This is a genomic window from Roseovarius sp. 217 (assembly GCF_000152845.1).
In the GTDB taxonomy this organism is placed as follows: Bacteria; Pseudomonadota; Alphaproteobacteria; order Rhodobacterales; family Rhodobacteraceae; genus Roseovarius.
The window spans coordinates 58,259-74,807 of the sequence record NZ_CH902585.1 but is presented as its reverse complement, the minus strand read 5'-3'; the positions used below and the strand labels follow the sequence as shown (position 1 = coordinate 74,807).

Annotated in this window: 14 protein-coding genes; 11 read left to right on the top strand and 3 right to left on the bottom strand. The window is 61.5% G+C overall.

Annotated features, from left to right (window positions below; all coding sequences use genetic code 11):
- Positions 1-264: 264 nt before the first annotated feature.
- From ROS217_RS20155 to ROS217_RS20125, 7 genes are all read left to right on the top strand, one after another.
- Positions 265-1,194, top strand: a complete 930-nt coding sequence (locus tag ROS217_RS20155) for a DUF2493 domain-containing protein (RefSeq protein ID WP_009819664.1) — start codon at positions 265-267, stop codon at positions 1,192-1,194.
- Between the two features lie 133 nt (positions 1,195-1,327).
- Positions 1,328-2,344, top strand: coding sequence for a nucleotidyltransferase family protein (locus ROS217_RS20150; protein ID WP_254656494.1), 1,017 nt, complete (start codon positions 1,328-1,330; stop codon positions 2,342-2,344).
- Between the two features lie 509 nt (positions 2,345-2,853).
- Positions 2,854-3,060, top strand: coding sequence for a hypothetical protein (locus ROS217_RS20145; protein WP_009819662.1), 207 nt, complete (start codon positions 2,854-2,856; stop codon positions 3,058-3,060).
- Positions 3,061-3,624: 564 nt separating this feature from the next.
- The gene (locus tag ROS217_RS24790) at positions 3,625-4,026 is read left to right on the top strand and encodes a hypothetical protein (protein ID WP_157046732.1); all 402 of its coding nucleotides are present in this window, start codon (positions 3,625-3,627) and stop codon (positions 4,024-4,026) included.
- Positions 4,027-4,212: 186 nt separating this feature from the next.
- Positions 4,213-4,833: a helix-turn-helix domain-containing protein gene (locus ROS217_RS20135; RefSeq protein WP_009819660.1), complete on the top strand. Its 621-nt coding sequence runs from the start codon at positions 4,213-4,215 to the stop codon at positions 4,831-4,833.
- Positions 4,826-6,766 (top strand): relaxase/mobilization nuclease domain-containing protein, encoded by a 1,941-nt coding sequence (locus ROS217_RS20130; RefSeq protein ID WP_009819659.1) that lies wholly within the window; start codon positions 4,826-4,828, stop codon positions 6,764-6,766. The genes ROS217_RS20135 and ROS217_RS20130 overlap by 8 nt, the downstream gene beginning before the upstream one ends.
- A gap of 17 nt (positions 6,767-6,783) precedes the next feature.
- Entirely contained in the window at positions 6,784-8,697 is a 1,914-nt protein-coding gene (locus ROS217_RS20125; protein WP_009819658.1) for a type IV secretory system conjugative DNA transfer family protein, read from the top strand.
- A 467-nt stretch (positions 8,698-9,164) separates the two neighbouring features.
- Here the strand turns inward: ROS217_RS20125 and ROS217_RS20120 are convergent, their stop codons facing one another.
- A complete protein-coding gene (locus ROS217_RS20120) occupies positions 9,165-9,905 on the bottom strand; it encodes a polysaccharide deacetylase family protein (protein ID WP_157046731.1) in 741 nt (246 codons plus the stop codon).
- A gap of 384 nt (positions 9,906-10,289) precedes the next feature.
- Between ROS217_RS20120 and ROS217_RS20115 the strand changes: the two genes are divergently transcribed.
- Genes ROS217_RS20115 through ROS217_RS20100 form a run of 4 tightly spaced genes read left to right on the top strand, consistent with a single transcriptional unit; the run spans position 10,290 to position 13,994 of the window.
- Positions 10,290-11,288 (top strand): TRAP transporter substrate-binding protein, encoded by a 999-nt coding sequence (locus tag ROS217_RS20115; protein WP_009819655.1) that lies wholly within the window; start codon positions 10,290-10,292, stop codon positions 11,286-11,288.
- Between the two features lie 18 nt (positions 11,289-11,306).
- Positions 11,307-11,801, top strand: a complete 495-nt coding sequence (locus ROS217_RS20110) for a TRAP transporter small permease (RefSeq protein ID WP_157046730.1) — start codon at positions 11,307-11,309, stop codon at positions 11,799-11,801.
- Positions 11,798-13,078 (top strand): TRAP transporter large permease, encoded by a 1,281-nt coding sequence (locus ROS217_RS20105; RefSeq protein WP_009819653.1) that lies wholly within the window; start codon positions 11,798-11,800, stop codon positions 13,076-13,078. The genes ROS217_RS20110 and ROS217_RS20105 overlap by 4 nt, the downstream gene beginning before the upstream one ends.
- Before the next feature lie 4 nt (positions 13,079-13,082).
- The gene (locus ROS217_RS20100) at positions 13,083-13,994 is read left to right on the top strand and encodes a LysR family transcriptional regulator (RefSeq protein WP_009819652.1); all 912 of its coding nucleotides are present in this window, start codon (positions 13,083-13,085) and stop codon (positions 13,992-13,994) included.
- 153 nt (positions 13,995-14,147) lie between these two features.
- On the opposite strand, the gene ROS217_RS20095 is transcribed toward ROS217_RS20100, so the two are convergent.
- Both ROS217_RS20095 and ROS217_RS20090 read right to left on the bottom strand, forming a co-directional pair.
- On the bottom strand, positions 14,148-15,125 hold the full coding sequence (locus ROS217_RS20095; protein ID WP_009819651.1) for an ATPase, T2SS/T4P/T4SS family: 978 nt from the start codon (positions 15,123-15,125) through the stop codon (positions 14,148-14,150).
- On the bottom strand, positions 15,125-16,549 hold the full coding sequence (locus ROS217_RS20090; RefSeq protein WP_009819650.1) for a TrbI/VirB10 family protein: 1,425 nt from the start codon (positions 16,547-16,549) through the stop codon (positions 15,125-15,127). Before ROS217_RS20090 ends, ROS217_RS20095 begins: the two co-directional genes overlap by 1 nt.

The following is a 16,549-nucleotide window of genomic DNA, read 5'->3' as shown; positions in this document are numbered from 1 at the left end:
GAGTGTGGAAGCATATCCTCCGGATGGCCCCCAAATCAGCCCGCGTCAAGGATCGCAAAACTTTTCGGCGAGGGCGGGGCCTGTGGCGCGGCGCGGTCCCGTGCGTGAGCGCGCGCCTTTGTCGGGTGTTGCAGACTGAAAACTTTTGCGCCCGGCAAGCCGGCGGCTGCGCCGTCCCTGACCCGGGCAGATTCGGAAACCAGGCATTCGGCCATGCCCCCACACTCACGTGGTGGCCTTGGAACCGAAGACTGGAGACCAGACATGGCTTACGACACCGCGAACACCTACGAGACCATCGAGCTTTTCGGGCTGACCGAGAAGGACGCACAGCTGCCGATCCCGGAGGATCACGTCCTGAAGGACAGCATCATCCGCGAGAGCTTTGAGACCCTGCTCGGGCAGTTGCGCCGGACCGGGCTAGAGGCAGAAATCGAACCTCTGGCCCATGGGCTAGCGACGATCCTGCAGCGGCGCAAGGTGGCGCTCGGCAAGGAGGTCGACCGAACAGCCGACAAGATTGGCGCTCTGGCCAAGTCTCATGACGGATCGGAGATCGCCGAGACCGCCATTGAGGAGGCGCAGGCCCGGTTCCTGCAGTTGCGGGAGATCGTCGGCGCCATCGAGGTGATGAGCGAGGCAGCAGCGGAATGCTACGAGGTCGAGACGGGCCATGCCTTCATCCCGGCGGCAGGATCGCGCGCCAGCGTCCGGGCGCAGGAGACGGGCGCCATCTTCGAGGCCCGGCAACTCCTGGAACAACATGACCGCGAGACGGCTGCGAAGTCGAAGGTCGAAGGCGTGCCTCTGATCGTCTCAGGCGCCACTGACTGGACCGATATCGACGTCATCTTCAATACGCTCGACAAGGTTCGGGAGCGGATCAAGCAGAACCGCAATCAGGAGATCTTCCTCTGCCACAAGGGTGGCAAGCATGGGGCGGAGATGATCGCTGCCCGGTGGGCGCGGGCGCGCGGGGTCGCGCAGGCGCGCTTCGATCCGCGCTGGTCCGCACACGGGCGGGCGGCACCGTTCAAGTGCAACGACGAGATGCTGGACGACAAGTTCGCGGCGACCGGGGTTGTTCTCTTCGGAGGTAACGGCGTGGCGCTGAACCTCGGCCAGAAGGCCGAGGCGAAAGGTCTGACGGTCATGCGGGTTGCGGACCCGGCGAAGAAGACCGCGGAGACATGAATTGAGAGGGTCGCCTTTGGGCGGCCCTTTATCCGTTTCTGATCGGGGTGATGGTGTGCCAAAAACCTTATGCCTAGCAATTTCATGTTTTGATAGGTATACATGTGCCAAGCAAAACATGGAAATGATTGGCATGACCCCACTCAGCAGCATCGCGATGAGCGCCTATACCGATCTGGTGCGGCTCCTGAAGGATGACGCCTTGTCCGGCGTGGACGGCAAGCCGACGCTCAAGGAGCGCGGCGACAAGGCGTATTGGTACGCGGCCCGCCGTGTCGGCACCGAGATGCGCTTCATCTATATCGGCGAAGACAGCGACGAGACGCGCGCGCGCATTGACCGTATCGAGGAGCTGCGTGCGACAGCCAAGGACCGACGGGCAGAGCGGTCGCGGCTTGTCCGGCTCTTGCGCGCCGAAGGCATGACGCCCACCGACCGGGCGACCGGTTCTATCCTGTCGGCCATGGCCGCCGCCGGGACATTCCGGTTGGGTGGCACCATCGTCGGAACGAATGCATTCCGCCTCTATGAAGGCGAGCTTGGTATCCGCCTGCCCATTGGCGGTATGGCCAACACCGGCGACATCGACATCGCCCAGTTCGAAAAGCTCAGCGTGGCCCTGCAGGATCAGGTTGACCCGGGTCTGGCCGAGACCTTTTCGGCGCTGAAGTTCGCCCCGGTCCCCGGGCTCGACAAGGGTCGAACCTGGCGATGGGCGCAGGGCGGCAGTGGTCAGTTGGTCGAGTTCCTGACGCCAGCCTTCGGGGATGAAACGATCCGTGATCTGCCAGCATTGGGCGTGAACGCCCAAGGATTGAACTATCTCAACTTCCTGATTTCTGAGCCGATCCATGCGGCGGCGCTCTATCGATCCGGCGTTCTGGTCCAGGTGCCACGCCCCGAGAGATATGCAGTCCATAAACTGATCATTGCTGATCGGCGGCGCGACGGGGCGGGGAGCCTCAAATCGGCGAAGGATCGCGAGCAGGCGGCCTTCCTGATCGAGGCGATGGCCGAGGACCGCCCCGATGATCTGGCCCGAGCCTATGCCACAGCATTGGAGGTTGGCTCGCGCTGGCGCGAGCGCATTGGCAATTCGCTGAAGCGCATGCCCGAGACCAAGACCATCCTCGAGCGCCTAGGCGCGTAATCGCCCAGGCGGCGAGATTTGTCATGGGTGTCCCAAAGAGACGGCTCACAGCACGCTTGAACTGACTGCCACCCGCACTGTCTCTGAAGCCTAGGTCCCCTAGCTGCGACCCATCCCCGTCGGGTTGACCTGGGGGCATCGCAATGACAGATCATCTCCAGCCAGCGGTCCTGCTCCAAAAGCCCAGCTTGAGGCAGAAGAACGACTTCTCCCGATCGATGCCGCTCCGGAACACGGTCCCCTTATGTGGCGGTTTGCGGCGACTGGGCGCGTCATCTCTACTAGAACGAGGCCAATGGCGACTGCGTGATGGCAGAGGTCATCCGGGTCTCTCCTTTTTGCTATGCATGTGGATCGCACGGGGTCGGCCCGTCCGTGCCCTCAGCTCACGCTTCGGCAAGCACAAAAACGGCTTCCACGGCGGGCCGCGGACCCTCCGCATTTGCGCTTGCGACCGGGCCTCTTGCCCCCGTGCCGGGTGATCCCCATCGCAACAAGGAGTAACCCAAATGACCAACCACTACGTCGCCACCGTCCCCGTCAAGTTCACCGACAATGACGGCCAGGAACGCACCCGCTTCCAACGCGTGGGCGCCATGTTCCGCAACACGCGCAACGGGGATGGCTCGGAGTTCTTCAGCCTCAAGCTCGACTTCCCCGTCGCGGTCTCGGAGCTGGTGATGTTCCCGCCCAGCTCGAGGGAACCTCAGGAGTAAATCCTCTCGCGAGGATGGGTCGCCCCCGGGCGGCCCTCTTCCCTGCCCGATGGACACTGCCGCCGCTGGCGGACAAGGCCGCTGATCGCGACTACGCTTGACGCCCGTCCCGGCGCGACGGCGGTCTGATCGCTGCCGGGTCCGCGTAAGGTCGTTGAAGCCTGTCCAGCGAGCGAAGCGCTCATATTCTTTTCAGGCCACCGCCTGCGTATGTCCTGCCCGGTGAAGTCCTCGGGCCGACGAACCCATCGTGTGCTGAAGGCCACGAAGCTGCAGATTAACGTCATGCATCTGAGGGTAACGTCTCACGTCAGGGTCACCGCCGCGTGCCTTTCCGTCGACCTGTTGGCCTTAGAGATCGCTAGCCCGGGGTCGAGCGGGCGGCAACGCAGGGGGCAGGTTTCTGGACGGCTGGCGCCTTGAGCGCTGCGGAGTATCGCTCACAACAAACCTGCCCCCCGGCGTGCTCCATTTCATTCCGCCCCGTGTCGGGTGCAGCCCGCTCTCATGCCCCCGGTCTTTTCCACGATCCGTCCAACGACGATCGTTGGGCCGGATCACATCATGACATATGAGCAATCCATCGACCTCGCCGAACTGCAAGCCGACATGGCCTTCGAGGCCTACCTCGCCGCCTTCGATGAAGATACCCATCCCGAGACCCTCGATAGCCTCGTGACCGAGGCGCTGATCGCCCGCAGCCGTTACGACGACTTGCGCTCTCCGGGACTGGGTCACCGACCCAGACACCCCTGCGGGTCCTCGGATCCGCAGGGCTTTGAGGCCGTCTCTCAGAAACTTCGTGACACCCTCAAAGGGCGTGACTCGCGCCATTTCGCGCGGGACGTTTTCGTGTTCCTGGCCCCTGATCGGAGACCGGCTCGGGCGCTCAATATGAGCGCTTTCACGCGGTGCGCGGACACTGATTCCAGCAGCCTTTCTCCAGCCGATTTTCACCATCGGTGACCACTGCGCACGTTCCATGCCGCGCTGCGCCGTGGTTTTGAATGCGTCCCAATGCCAGCAAAAAGACACAACAATCAAAACGTAATATTGCGCAATGTGATGTATTGATGTATAAGCGAAAGAGAGAAGGAAGACGTTGGCAGGATATGGCCAATGTTTGCACATTTTGTCCGAGGGGTCTGACCCGTGCCGAGGCCAGCGAAAAACCTGAAGCTTGAGCAGCGCATAGAAGTCGCGCGGCGCTTTGCTGCGGGCGAGAGCGCCAAGGAGCTGGCCGCTGCGTTTGGCATCACTTCACGCCATGTGAACCGGCTCGCGAAAGAGGAGGTGGGCGAGGGCGTCGCGGTGCGTGATCCGAGTGAGACGGTGGCGTTCCGCGCGAGCCGTTCCGAGGTTGAAGCCTTTGATGCGGAGTGGTGCAAGCGGGGATTCGCCAACCGGTCGCAGGCGCTCAATGCGGTGCTGCGCAGACGGTGTGGATTTCTCGATGTACCGCGCGATCTGGTCTCGGAGTTTTGCGCTGCATGGCGTCAGGCGAAGGATGTGAGTGATGCTGGACTGGTCCTCGCCAAAGCGGTCCATCGAGGTCGGCTGGAGGTCTCGGAGACGGACCGCGTGGTGCTGATCGAACTGCTCGATCTGGCGCAGTCCATGAGCCGTGAGTTGGGCCGAATGAAGGATGCGGCGCAGGCACTGCGTCATCAGGAGTGGTCGCAAAAGGAAGACGGGCAGGGGGCGGAGAGCGAGGTTCTGGAGGAAAGCTCACCGGCCACCGGCGGAGGTCTGAGGCTGGTGCGCAATGGCTGATCCGCTCGCCCTCTATACCTCGGTCATGGGCCGGCTCTGGGAGGACGAGCGTATCCGGGGCCAGGCCGCGGCGCGGATCGACGCGCGGCTGGCGGGCCGTCGGCAGGGGCGGAGTTTCGCGCACGTCGGGTCCATGTCCGCGCGCAATGCGCTGAAGGCAGCCTCGGGTCAGAGCCGGGCGGCGGTGTTCAAACGTATTCGGGCGGGGGGCTGCAAGACGCGTGCCTCGCTCGGGGCGCAGATCTCTTACATCAACGACAAGGCGGTTTATACCTACTCGACAATGACCAACGCGCTGACCGATGCGGCGGTCCTGACCGACGAGCAGAAAGAGGACATCATCGAGGATTGGGCCGGGACCTGGCGCGGCTCCACCAAGCTCGGTTTCACCTCGCACATGCTTTTGTCCTTCCCGACCGACGTGACCGTCGAGCAGGTCCGTGACATCGCCATGGACTGGACGGAGCATTTCTTCGAGAGCGGTGAATATGGCGACCAGTGGCACTACGTCCTCGCGATCCATGACGACCGGGCGCACAAGCACGCGCATATCATCCTGAACAATCGCGGCGTCGAAAACGGCACCTGGTTTTCCTGCTGGGCCGAGGGTGTGATGTCGCCGCAGCTCATGCGCGAGAAGCAGGCCGAGATTGCGGAACGCTACGGCGTCATGCTCGACGCCACCACCCGGCTCGAGCGCGGCATCTTCGAAAAGCCCGCCGGCATCGAGGAGATCTACCGCGCCAAGGAAGAGGCCCGCCTGCCGCGCGAAATCGTCATGACGGCCCAGGAAGCCGCCATCGCGCAGGCGCAGGTGGTGGGCTTCGCCAAGGACTACAAAAACCTCGCCGATCTGCTGGACCGGATGGACCGACGCCACATGGCGCGCGCCGTGCGCGGTATGGCGGACGGTCTCGGCTCGGGCGCGCCGTGGAATTTTGCGCAAGGAGAGATAGACATGAAGGACATCACGACCGTCGGTGACGCGATCGACTATTCCGAGCGCACGATCGAGGCGCTGCGGCTCAAAGCCGAGGAACTGGACCCGGCCGAACGCGCCGCCTTCGAGGCCAAGGCGGCACCGGTCATCGCGGATCTCTCGCAGATGGTGCCGAACCCGGAGTTGCGTACGCGCTTCGGCAAGCAACTTGAAGAACCCTATCCGCCGGGAGCGGGCAGCGAGGTGCTTATCGCAGCTCTGCAGTCCGGCACCGATGTTGGGCTGCGCGACGTCCTCGAACGCGCCGAAGATGCCGGGATGGATAGCGAGGAGCTGGTGGCACGGATCACCGTCGGCGGTACGCGCAATTACGGCATGGCTCAGGACTGGGTCGAGCGTGACATGAATACAGTCCTCGCCAAGGACGGCCTCAGCGTCGAGACCGCTAATGACGACCAGCTCGATGCAGCGCTGGAGAAGGTCGATGGGGTGATGGACGCACTGATGGAGCGGGCGAAGGAAATGGGCGTCGAGATCGGCCGCACCCTTAAGGACGAAGAGGAGGCGACATTGCCGCTCATCGCCGAGGATGACCGGACGCCCAATTCCTACCTGCAGGACCTCGCCGACATGTTGCGGGACGGCAAGCTCACCGAGGCGCAGGAGGAGACTGTCGAACGGACGCTGCAATCCGAGCTGTTCAAGGAGTTGGGCGAGGAAGGTTTGGCCGAACTCCGGCGTGGCAACTACGAGGTGCTGGATGCCGCGTTACCGAGCAAGCTTGATCAAATCACCGTCACGCAGGAGTTCCTCGAGGTGACGTTTGAGGAGACGGGCGACCAGGTCTTCACTGACCGCGCCGCCGGGTTGCAGCAGGACAAGGTGACGGAGGTCGCGCGGCTGCGCGGCCAGCAGGAGGCCCAAGAATTGGGAGGTGATCTCGGTCGCGCCAAGACACTGGATCGTGGCCTCGATGACGAGATGGAATTCTGAAGGGGGAGATGCCCACCATGACCAAGACACTTCCCCTGTGGACCGCGCTTCTCTTTGGTGTGGTCTGTGGTGCCGTCATCGGCACCATCGTTGCCGCCTTCTACCTGACCCTGGCCCTGAAAATCGGGTTCGGCAGTTTCGACATGCTGGCGCTCTGGAAGGCCAGCGCAGCCACACGCGCGGCACATCCCGAAGCCTTCAAGGTGGGGTTCGGTGCCGTCTGCTTTGGGGCCATTGGGCTCGGCGGCTTGGCGCTTGCCTGGACCTGGAAGAAAGAGCGCGACGATTACGGCTCGGCCCATTGGCAGACCAAGGCCGAACTGAAGAAGAACGACATGCTGCAGGCTCCCGGAAAGGGTTTTGTCTGCGGCAAGCTCGGCGCGCCGCACTCCAAGGCCGAGTTCATCTCCTCGACCACCATCCCGCATGTGATGATGGTGGCACCGACCCGTGCCGGTAAGGGTGTGGGTTTCGTGATCCCGAACCTCCTGAGCTTCGCGGGCTCGGTCGTGGTGCTCGACGTGAAGGGTGAGAACTTCGAGAAGACCGCGCGGCTCCGGACGCTGAACGGAGACGAGGTCTATCGGTTCAGCCCGTTCGACTGGGCCAATGCCACGCACCGCTACAACCCGCTCGCGCGGATCGCCAAGGCCCCGAGCTTCGCGCAGCGCTTCACCGAGGTCTCGATCCTCGCCGACCTCTTTCTCGACAAGGACAACAAGACCCTCGACACCTTCTCCGAGGCCGGCAAGTCGATCTTTGTGGCCGCCTGTCTGCTGGCGATCCAACGTGGCACGCCGAACCTTGGCGAGGTGAACAAGATCGTCACCGGTGGCGAATACAAGAACGCCCAGTACAAGACCTATGCCGACGAGGCGGAGAAAGATATCCTGCGCGAGCTTTGGACAAATGCAGCTTCGGCCTCGTCGCGCCTGCTGACATCGAACATCCAGGCGCTGATGACTGCCGGTCTCAAGCAGTGGGACAACCCTGCGGTGCGCTCGGCCACCGAGGCGAGTGACTTTGATTTCTCGACGTTCAGGAAGACACCGCAGTCGCTCTATATCGCCGTCTCCGAGGATCACATCGCAACACTGGCACCACTCCTGCGCCTGATGTTCGCCGATCTCATCGCCTCGATCCGGCTAAATGAACCGGGCCCGGACGAACCTTGGCCTGTCATGATGATGATCGACGAATTCCAGCAAATGGGGGCGATGCCCTATATGGAGCGCGCGATCCATTCGTTGGCGAGCTATGGCGGTCGCGTCGCGATGATCGCGCAGTCGCTGGCCTCGCTCGACCGGATCTACGGGCCCGAAGGCCGCGAAAGTCTCGAGAACGGGGCAGGGCTCAAGCTCTATATCACCCCGCGCGACCAGCGGACCGTGAAGGAGGTCTCGGCCGCCGTGGGCAGCACGACCCGCGAGGCGGTCACGCGCATGTATGGCCGCAACAAGGGTTTCCTTGGCGCGACCTCGACTTCGGCGCGGCTGGAAGAGCGGCCGCTGCTTTCCGAGACCGAGGCGCGCCTGATGGACCCCGACGAGGTGATCATCCTTGCCTCGCCCCAGCACCCGATCAAGGCGAGCCGCATCAAGTATTACGACGACCCGTTCTTCAAGGAGATGTTGGCCCGCCAGGAAGGAAAACCTTTCCCATATCCGCCGAGTGTCCAGGGAGTGGGGCCTTGGGGCGGCGACGGTGGTGACGACGCTGGCGCTGATGAGCCGATGAAACCAACGGAACGTGCGCCTATTCGGGACCGCTCGCAGCGCCGCGAAGCACGGTCGATGAGCGTGATGGCGATGGAGGGTGGGCGCGGGGAGCCTCAACTCGAGACGCTTAAGCGCGACGCGATGGTGCCGAAAGAGTGGGAGAACACGCTCGACCGGCAGGAGGATTTCATCGATGAGTTGTTGGGTGGGTAAATGTGGCCATTACGTGAACGGCCCTTTGCTGCCATTGACCCGGAAAGCTGCCGCTGCGTTGCAGCGTCACCGAACCGGCCATTCATGCTTTGTGTAGCATTTTGAGATGGCGAGTGACGGCATAGCGAAACTTACCCGCCGTTCCTGGGGCGAGTTCAAATGAGTGACCAGGATAGGTAGCACTTATAACACAGGCAGATATTGCAGATATTATCGAGCCCAAGAATAATCGAAATGTTCCGAGAATCCCACGTCTTTGCGCTGCCCGCATCGGCCACTTTCTTCAAGCAACACTTTTGCAAGGAGAGCGCAATGGAACTTCAACCTCAACTCGTCGCGAGCTGGCACGTAACAGAAGCCTGCAATTATCGCTGCAAGTTTTGCTACGCGCATTGGTCCAAACTGAGGGCGTTAGACGCTGCGCGTAAGTAGTATATTAAGCGAGCTGTAAAACTGGACTGTGGTATTCAAACAGCGCGTTCGCCCAGCCGTGCGCAATGTGTAGAGATTTCGGAACGGGTTGTTAGCCAGACCGATTCATGGTTTCGGCATATCCTTGCAATCTCGTCGATCGCCCATGCCGCGGCGGGGCGACCATAGCAGTGACCGTGGGCAAGTATATCAAGGATAATTGTTTCTGAAGGTTGCGCCCGAATCCCGGCGAGGGCTTCTTTGAAGAGTTCAACAAATTGTCCGGGTGTCCGGCCAAAGCGCATTGCGTGCGGCAGGTCGTTGAACTCGACAGACATGGGGATAGCGAGGATACTGCCATGTCTGAATTGCTGGATGTAAGGATGATCGCCGTCCAGCACATCCGCGTGCCACGCATAGCCCTGCGCCGACAACATTTCTTGTATATCGGACGACGACGTCACCCTAGGGCTGATCCATCCGTCAGGACGTCGGCCAGTCGCCGCTTCGATCAGTTTGGTCGTTCGGGTGATGGAATGCAGCGCGTCTTGCGTGGACAGGGTTGGGAATATCATGTTCTGAGCCAGCCCGTGCCCAACGATATCGTGTCCTCGTTCGGCGTAGGTGCGCAGTTGGTCTGGAAAGGATTCCGCCACTAAACCCGAGGTCATCAACGTCGCTGATATGCCGTGGCGCTCAAGGATGGAAACCAGTCGTGGGATGCCGTGAGTGGCGTTGTAGCGCCCGTAGCTGTCGGCATTGGGATCGAACAGACCATCTGCCAGCAAGTTGCCCATTGGACCGACACCGGAAGTAGCGCCGGACGCCCACATCTCATAGGCAAGGTTGAAGACAACTGCGATCTGGCGTCTCCCCGGCCAGCATAGATCCCGCTTTACAAGGCCCCTTTCGCATACAGCTCCTGACATGATGGTCCTCATTCTTCCGGTCATGCCGGTGCCGATAGCTACATTTTCAACAGCATAGGATCAAACAAGACCTGCGAAAACTTCATTTCTTTCACGTCTTGCTGCATGATATGCATTTATCACATGCAGAACGTGCAGCTTACTGTGTAAATTATGAACTGTTTGCATTGGCCATCACCTGCTTAGTCTTTTCACAGACGTTTCGGATGCCGTGTTAATTCGGCCCGGAATTCATCTAAGGGAGGATACCTGATGACCATGACTTTGACGCGCAGACTTTTTGGCGCATTACTGACAACAGCGGCCCTGACGGGAACCGCGCACGCTGCGGAATACGAGCTGAAGCTTGCATGGCTGACGGCGGACAGCCCCACGGATCCCTATGCGATTACTGCGCATGCCTTCAAGAAAGAGCTTGAAGCCGCGATGCCCGGCCGGGTCGAGGTGCAGCTTTTTCCCAACCGGCAATTGGGCGACGACAAGGAGATCCTTGAAGGTCTGCAATTTGGCACCATCGACATGGGGGTGATCACCAATGCCGTGGTCGCCAACCTTGAGCCGACCTACCAGCTTGTCGATCTGCCGTTCCTGTTTGGCAGTGCCGAGCAGGCGCATATGGTTCTTGATGGCAAAGTCGGCGCACAGCTTGCCGCCAACCTGCGCGAAGACGGTGTCGTCTCTCTCGGTGCCGCGGAAGGTGGGTTTCGCAATATGATCAACAACACCCGGCCCGTGCGCAAGCCCGAGGATGTCGAAGGCGTCAAATACCGCACCATGCAGAACCCCGTGTTCATCGAGATGTTTTCGTCACTTGGTGGTAGCCCCGTTCCGATGGCCTGGGGTGAAGTGTTCACCGCCATGCAACAAGGTACGGTCGATGGTCTGGAGATTCCCACTTCTGTGGTCAATTCCAACAATTACGCTGACGTCACTAAGTTTCTCAGCTTTACGCGGCACACCTATTCCGCGATCCATCTGCTGATATCCGAACGCAGCCTCGCGCGTCTGCCAGAGGATGTGCAGCTGGCGGTGATGGATGCGGGCCGCGCCGCGATTGCTGCACAGCGTAAGGCCGTGGCCGCAGCCGAGGCGGACATGGTCGCAGCTCTTCAGGAGAAGGGTATGGAAATCAACGATATTGATGATGTCGCGGCGTTCCGAGCCAAGGTTGGGCCGGTATACGAGCGCTTCGAGCCAACGATCGGCACCGAACTGCTTGAGAACGCGCTTCAAGCCGTGTCCTCGAACTGACGCAATTGGATTAGTCCGGTGAGGAAAATTGCATCTTGGATCGATACCATAAGCCGCGTGATCTCGCGGCTTGTGGCCAATTTATGTGTTGGACTGATCTTCGTGATACTTGGCCTTTTGCTGACACAAGTCCTGATGCGGTATTTCCATGGGTCACCACCCAGCTGGACCGAGGAACTGGCGATCATTCTCTTTGCCTGGCTGGTGCTACTATATGCGACCGTGGGTCTTCGCGAGGGGTTTCATGTCGCCATTGAAACCATCCCTTCGCGGTACGTGCGGCTGCAAGGGTGGGCCAATCGCTGGGTCGCCGCTTTGGCTGTTATCTTTGGTTGGATCACGCTTACCGCAGGCATCGACTATGTGTTGCGCACGGCGGGGCAAAAGAGTGCCGCGCTGCAAATTCCCATAGAGACGCTTTATCTTTGTGTGCCGGTATGCGGCGCGCTTTTCATCCTGCACGGGGTCGCCCGACTCTTTCCGGAACCGGACCCCGCCGAGGCGACCGCATGAGCAACACCATACTCGTACTGACGCTTGGCCTGCCCTTGATGTTATTGCTGCGCGTGCCTTTGGCCTTTGCGGTCGGGCTTGCCACGATTGGCGCGCTTTGGACCGCCGACATCGACATGATGATCTTTGCGCAGCGCATGGTGTCGGGCACGCAATCCTTCAGCCTACTGGCCATTCCGTTCTTTATCCTAGCCGGGGACCTGATGACAGCGGGTGGCATTTCGCGCCGTCTTGTCGGGTTCGCGGACGTGCTGGTTCGCCATCGCACTGGGGGCCTCGGCATGGTTGCGGTTCTGGCGGCTGCTTTCTTTGCCGCGCTCTCGGGCTCCGCCCCCGCCACCACGGCGGCCATCGGCGCCATCATGATCCCCGAAATGGAAAAGCGTGGATATTCGCGTGCATTCGCTACGGCCCTTGCGGTCGCCGGTGGCATCATCGGACCAATGCTGCCCCCGTCGATCCCGATGGTAGTCTGGGGCGTCATGTCCGAAACATCGATCAGCGATCTCTTCCTGGCGGGCATTGCTCCAGGGATACTGCTGGCCCTCGGCCTCATGGTGCTGTGCTGGAACCACGCGCGCAAGCACGAGATCGCAGCTCAACCCAAGGCCACCCGCGCCGAAGTCTGGGCCGCCTTCAATGCGGCGAAGTGGGCTTTGTGCGGGCCGATCATCGTTTTGGGCGGAATCTATGGCGGCATCGTCACACCGACCGAAGCGGCCATCGTCGCCGCCGCATTCGCGATCGTTCTGGGCTTCGGTGTCTACCGGGAACTGACGTTGCAGACCATCGTCCCTGTCACGCGCGGATCACTCAAGACCATGACCATCGTCATGTTCATCATTGCTTTGGCGAACGGATTTGGCTGGGTCATGGCATTTGAACAACTGCCCGGGAAAGTCACGCACACCCTAGACGTATTTGCCGACACACCCATGCTGTACCTACTGATGGTAAATTTGCTTTTGTTGGTGATCGGCTGCGTCATGGACAATCTCGCCGCGATGATCATTCTGGCGTCGTTTCTCGTACCCATCGGAGAGCAGCTTGGCATGGACCCTGTCCAGTTCGGGGCAATGGTAGCGATCAATTTCACCATCGGGATGGCCACGCCACCTTTCGGCTACACGATTTTTGTGGGGGCGGCGATAAGTGGGCTTAGGATCGGACAGATCGCCCGACCCTTGATGCCCATGCTGGGGGTGATGATCGGGGTCTTGCTTCTGGTGGCTTTCGTGCCGCCAGTGACCCTGACAATCGTCGAGTTACTGCGGTGACGCCATGGTGAATTTGCGCAATTTTGACCTGAACCTGCTGGTCATCTTTCGGGCAATCATGAATCGTGGTTCGATTGCGGGTGCGGCGGAAGAGATCGGTCTGTCGCCCTCCGCCGTCAGCCACGCGCTGGCACGGCTGCGCGTGATGTTGAACGACGAGCTTTTCTTTCGGACGGCAGACGGTGTAAGGCCCACCGATCGCGCCCGAGACCTCTATGCCGATATTGAGCGCGGTCTCGGCTTTATCTCGACAGCTATTTCCTTGCAGCACCAGTTTCTTCCCGCCAAGGCCGAGCGAGTTTTTACCATGCAGGTGGCTGACTATGTCTCAGCTTTTCTGCTGCCGCGGCTTGCCGAACGGCTGCAGGTCGAAGCCCCGGGCGTGTCCATCGACATCCTGCCCTTTACCATTTCGCCGGAAAGCGTCTGGGACCGCGTCGACATGCAGGTGCGTCTGACACCGGGGCGTCTGCAACCGGAAATGGTCCGGTCCCAGCGGCTGCTAGCTGACGAGATTGTCGTCCTGATGCGGCGCGATCACCCGCGCGCGCACGAGCCGATGACCGCCGAACTATACGCTGAATTGCCCCACGTGAAATTGTCGCAATCGGCTACGGGCACGACCGTTATCGACGACGTGCTGGCGGCACGCGGATTGACGCGGCACATGGCGATGACGGTCGCAAGCTGGTTTGAAATACCCGATATCGTGGCCAATTCAGACCTCATCGCCATCGCCCCACAACGCCTATTCTCGCTGGACCCTCGATTGAATAACCTGCGGTCTGTCCCCCTGCCGTTGCAGGAAGTGGTATTTTCCTTCGATCTTTGCTGGGATCTCAGAACGGAGCGCGAGCCGGGCCAGAAGTGGTTGCGCAAGGTCGTCTCGGATGTGTTCAGCGAAATGCGCGTCTAAGCGCCAGTATATGCTATACGATCCGTTAACATGATTGCGATGTAACCTCGTGCCAGGAAACGAGAAATCTTTTAGGCAGCTCCCGCGCTTTGCCGGCCACGGCGCGAAGCGCAGCGAAAGTCGGCTTTTCGCCGATGCTGTTGAAAGTCGCCATTAATCTGGCAGATAAAATTCCGTAATCCCCCGCTTCCCGTCGACTCGCCCGAGCTGCACGATCACATCGATGGATTTTCGGATGTACTCGCGCACCTCGGCGAAGGTCAGGGGTGTGCCAGCCTGCAGCACCATGATCGCCAGCCGGTCGATGGCGAGTTCCGCAGTTTCGGCGTGGATCGTAGAGACTGACCCGCCATGCCCTGTGTTGATGGCTTCGAGATAGGTCAGGGCCTCGGCCCCGCGCAGTTCGCCGACGATGATGCGGTCGGGGCGCATGCGAAGGGAGGCCTGAAGGAGGGCATTGGCGCTGCGTTGCGATCCGGAACCGCGGTCGGCCAAAAGGGCGACGGTGTTCGGCTGGCTGGGGAACAGCTCGAAAGCGTCCTCGATTGTGATCAGCCGTTCGTGCTCATTGACGTGGGTCAGGAGGTGGCGAGCGAAGGTGGTCTTGCCGGTGGAGGTGCCGCCACTGATCAAGACGTTGAGCCGTGCCTCGACCAGGGTCTGCAGCGCGGTCTCAAGGTTTTCTTCGGCAAGTTGGGCGATGTTTTTCATTTTCTCGGCGCGGAGGGCCTCGAGCGAGACAGCCTTGCCGAAGAGATAGGCGGGGGCGTAGTCCCGAGCGCTGCCAGAACCAAAGAGGCGGATGGTGATCGAGGCACCGCGGTCGATGGCGGGTGGCACGGCGACCTGGACCCGAAGCGGGCGACCCGCGTACTCCACTTTGCCGGAGACGAGCGGGTTCTTTTCAGAGACACGAGCCTTGGCATCGCCGACGATGGTCTGGGCCATGATGAGGGCGGTTGTCCGGTCCACGGTCTGGCCTTCGTGGCGCATGGTGGCGTCGCCCGCGACCTCGAGCCAGACCTTGCCGTCCGGATTGATTGCGATCTCGACCACGTCGTCGCGTCGCAGAAGGTCGCGGAACGGATCGAGATAGCGCTCGAGATACGACGCTGGTGATGCCTGATCCATCAATAGATCACCACATCCCGGTCCACGAGCACGGTGACGGACGCGCCATGATCGACATAGATCGTCGGCGCGATGGAGACCTGATCGGCGATGACCGACCCGACCGCATCCTGAAGATCGCGGCCGACGTCGCCCAGAACGATGCTTGTGGTTTCGTTGTTGGCGCTCTCTGCTGCGACCGCCGGTGCCGCCCCGATCACGGAAATCAGCGCCGCTCCGCCAAAGCGCTCGGCGAACTTGGTGTCGACAAGGCCGGTGAGGCCCGAGCGGCCGAGCTGGTCGCCGCCCACGGCTGCGATTTCCATCGAGGTACCGTCCGGAGTCAGCACGCGGGTCCAGAGGATCAAGATGCGCTTTTGGTGCATCTCGATGCCGGAGCGGTATTGGCCAAAAAGGCGGGAGCCACGGGGGATCAGGATCTGGTCCCCGGAAAACGCCGGAACCGGCTCGGAGACCACCGCGACAACGGAGCCCGGCAGATCGCTGTTGATGGCGGTCTGGAGCGCCGCTTGGATGACGGATCCTTGGGTCAGTGTGCGCTCGGGGTTGGTTAGGCGGGCGGCTTCCTGGATTTCGAGCGAACGCGCGCTCTGTAGGAACTGCTCATTGCCCGAGAGGACCGGCCCCCCGGTGCCAGCGGTCGCCGGATCGACCACCGCCGCGCCACTTTGGCCGCCACGCGGACCGTCGGCATAAACCACCGCTGGCGATTTGATTTGCGCGGCGAGGAGCTCTTCGGCGATCCGCGCGGCCTCGCGCTGGCGCTGTTCTTCCTCCTGGCGACGGCGTTCTTCGAGAAGGCGCTGATCGGCGATCAGCCCCTCGCGGTCAAGCTCAGCCTCGAGCCCCTCGCGCTGCGCCCGTTCGGCATCGAGCATGGCCTGCAGCCCTTCGATGCGGGTCTCGGTCTGGCGCTGCAGGTTGGCAAGCTCGGCCTCCTTTGCGGCGAGCGTCGCTTCAAGCGCTGCCTTCTGTTCGTCGAAGGCCTCGCGCAGGTCGCCAACGGCGGATTGGATTTCCGAGTTCCGCGCGGCCTGGCTGGCGGCGAGGGCCTCGCGCACCTTGGCGATCTCGGCCAGCACTTCGGCGCTCGGTTCCGGAGCAGGGGCTGCGGGCACGTCGAGCGCTTCCTCGACAGCGATCAGCGCGTCATTGACTTGGTTGGAGGTCTCGTCGGGCGGAAACTCCAGCCGCCCGCCGGTGCCGGGGCGGCGGTCCTGGAAGGTTTCGACATCGGAGGTCTCAAGCGCGCTGTCGCCCTCCTGCAGTCCAGTGGCCAGAAAATACGCAACCCCGGCCCCGCCGAGGGCGAGGGCGGCGGCGAGGGCACCAATCCCGAGGCTGTTGCCGCGGCGTTTGGATTTGCCACGTGCCCCAAACTGGTCGAGGCGGTCCTGCAGCTCGGGAGGGGTTTGATCGGCCAT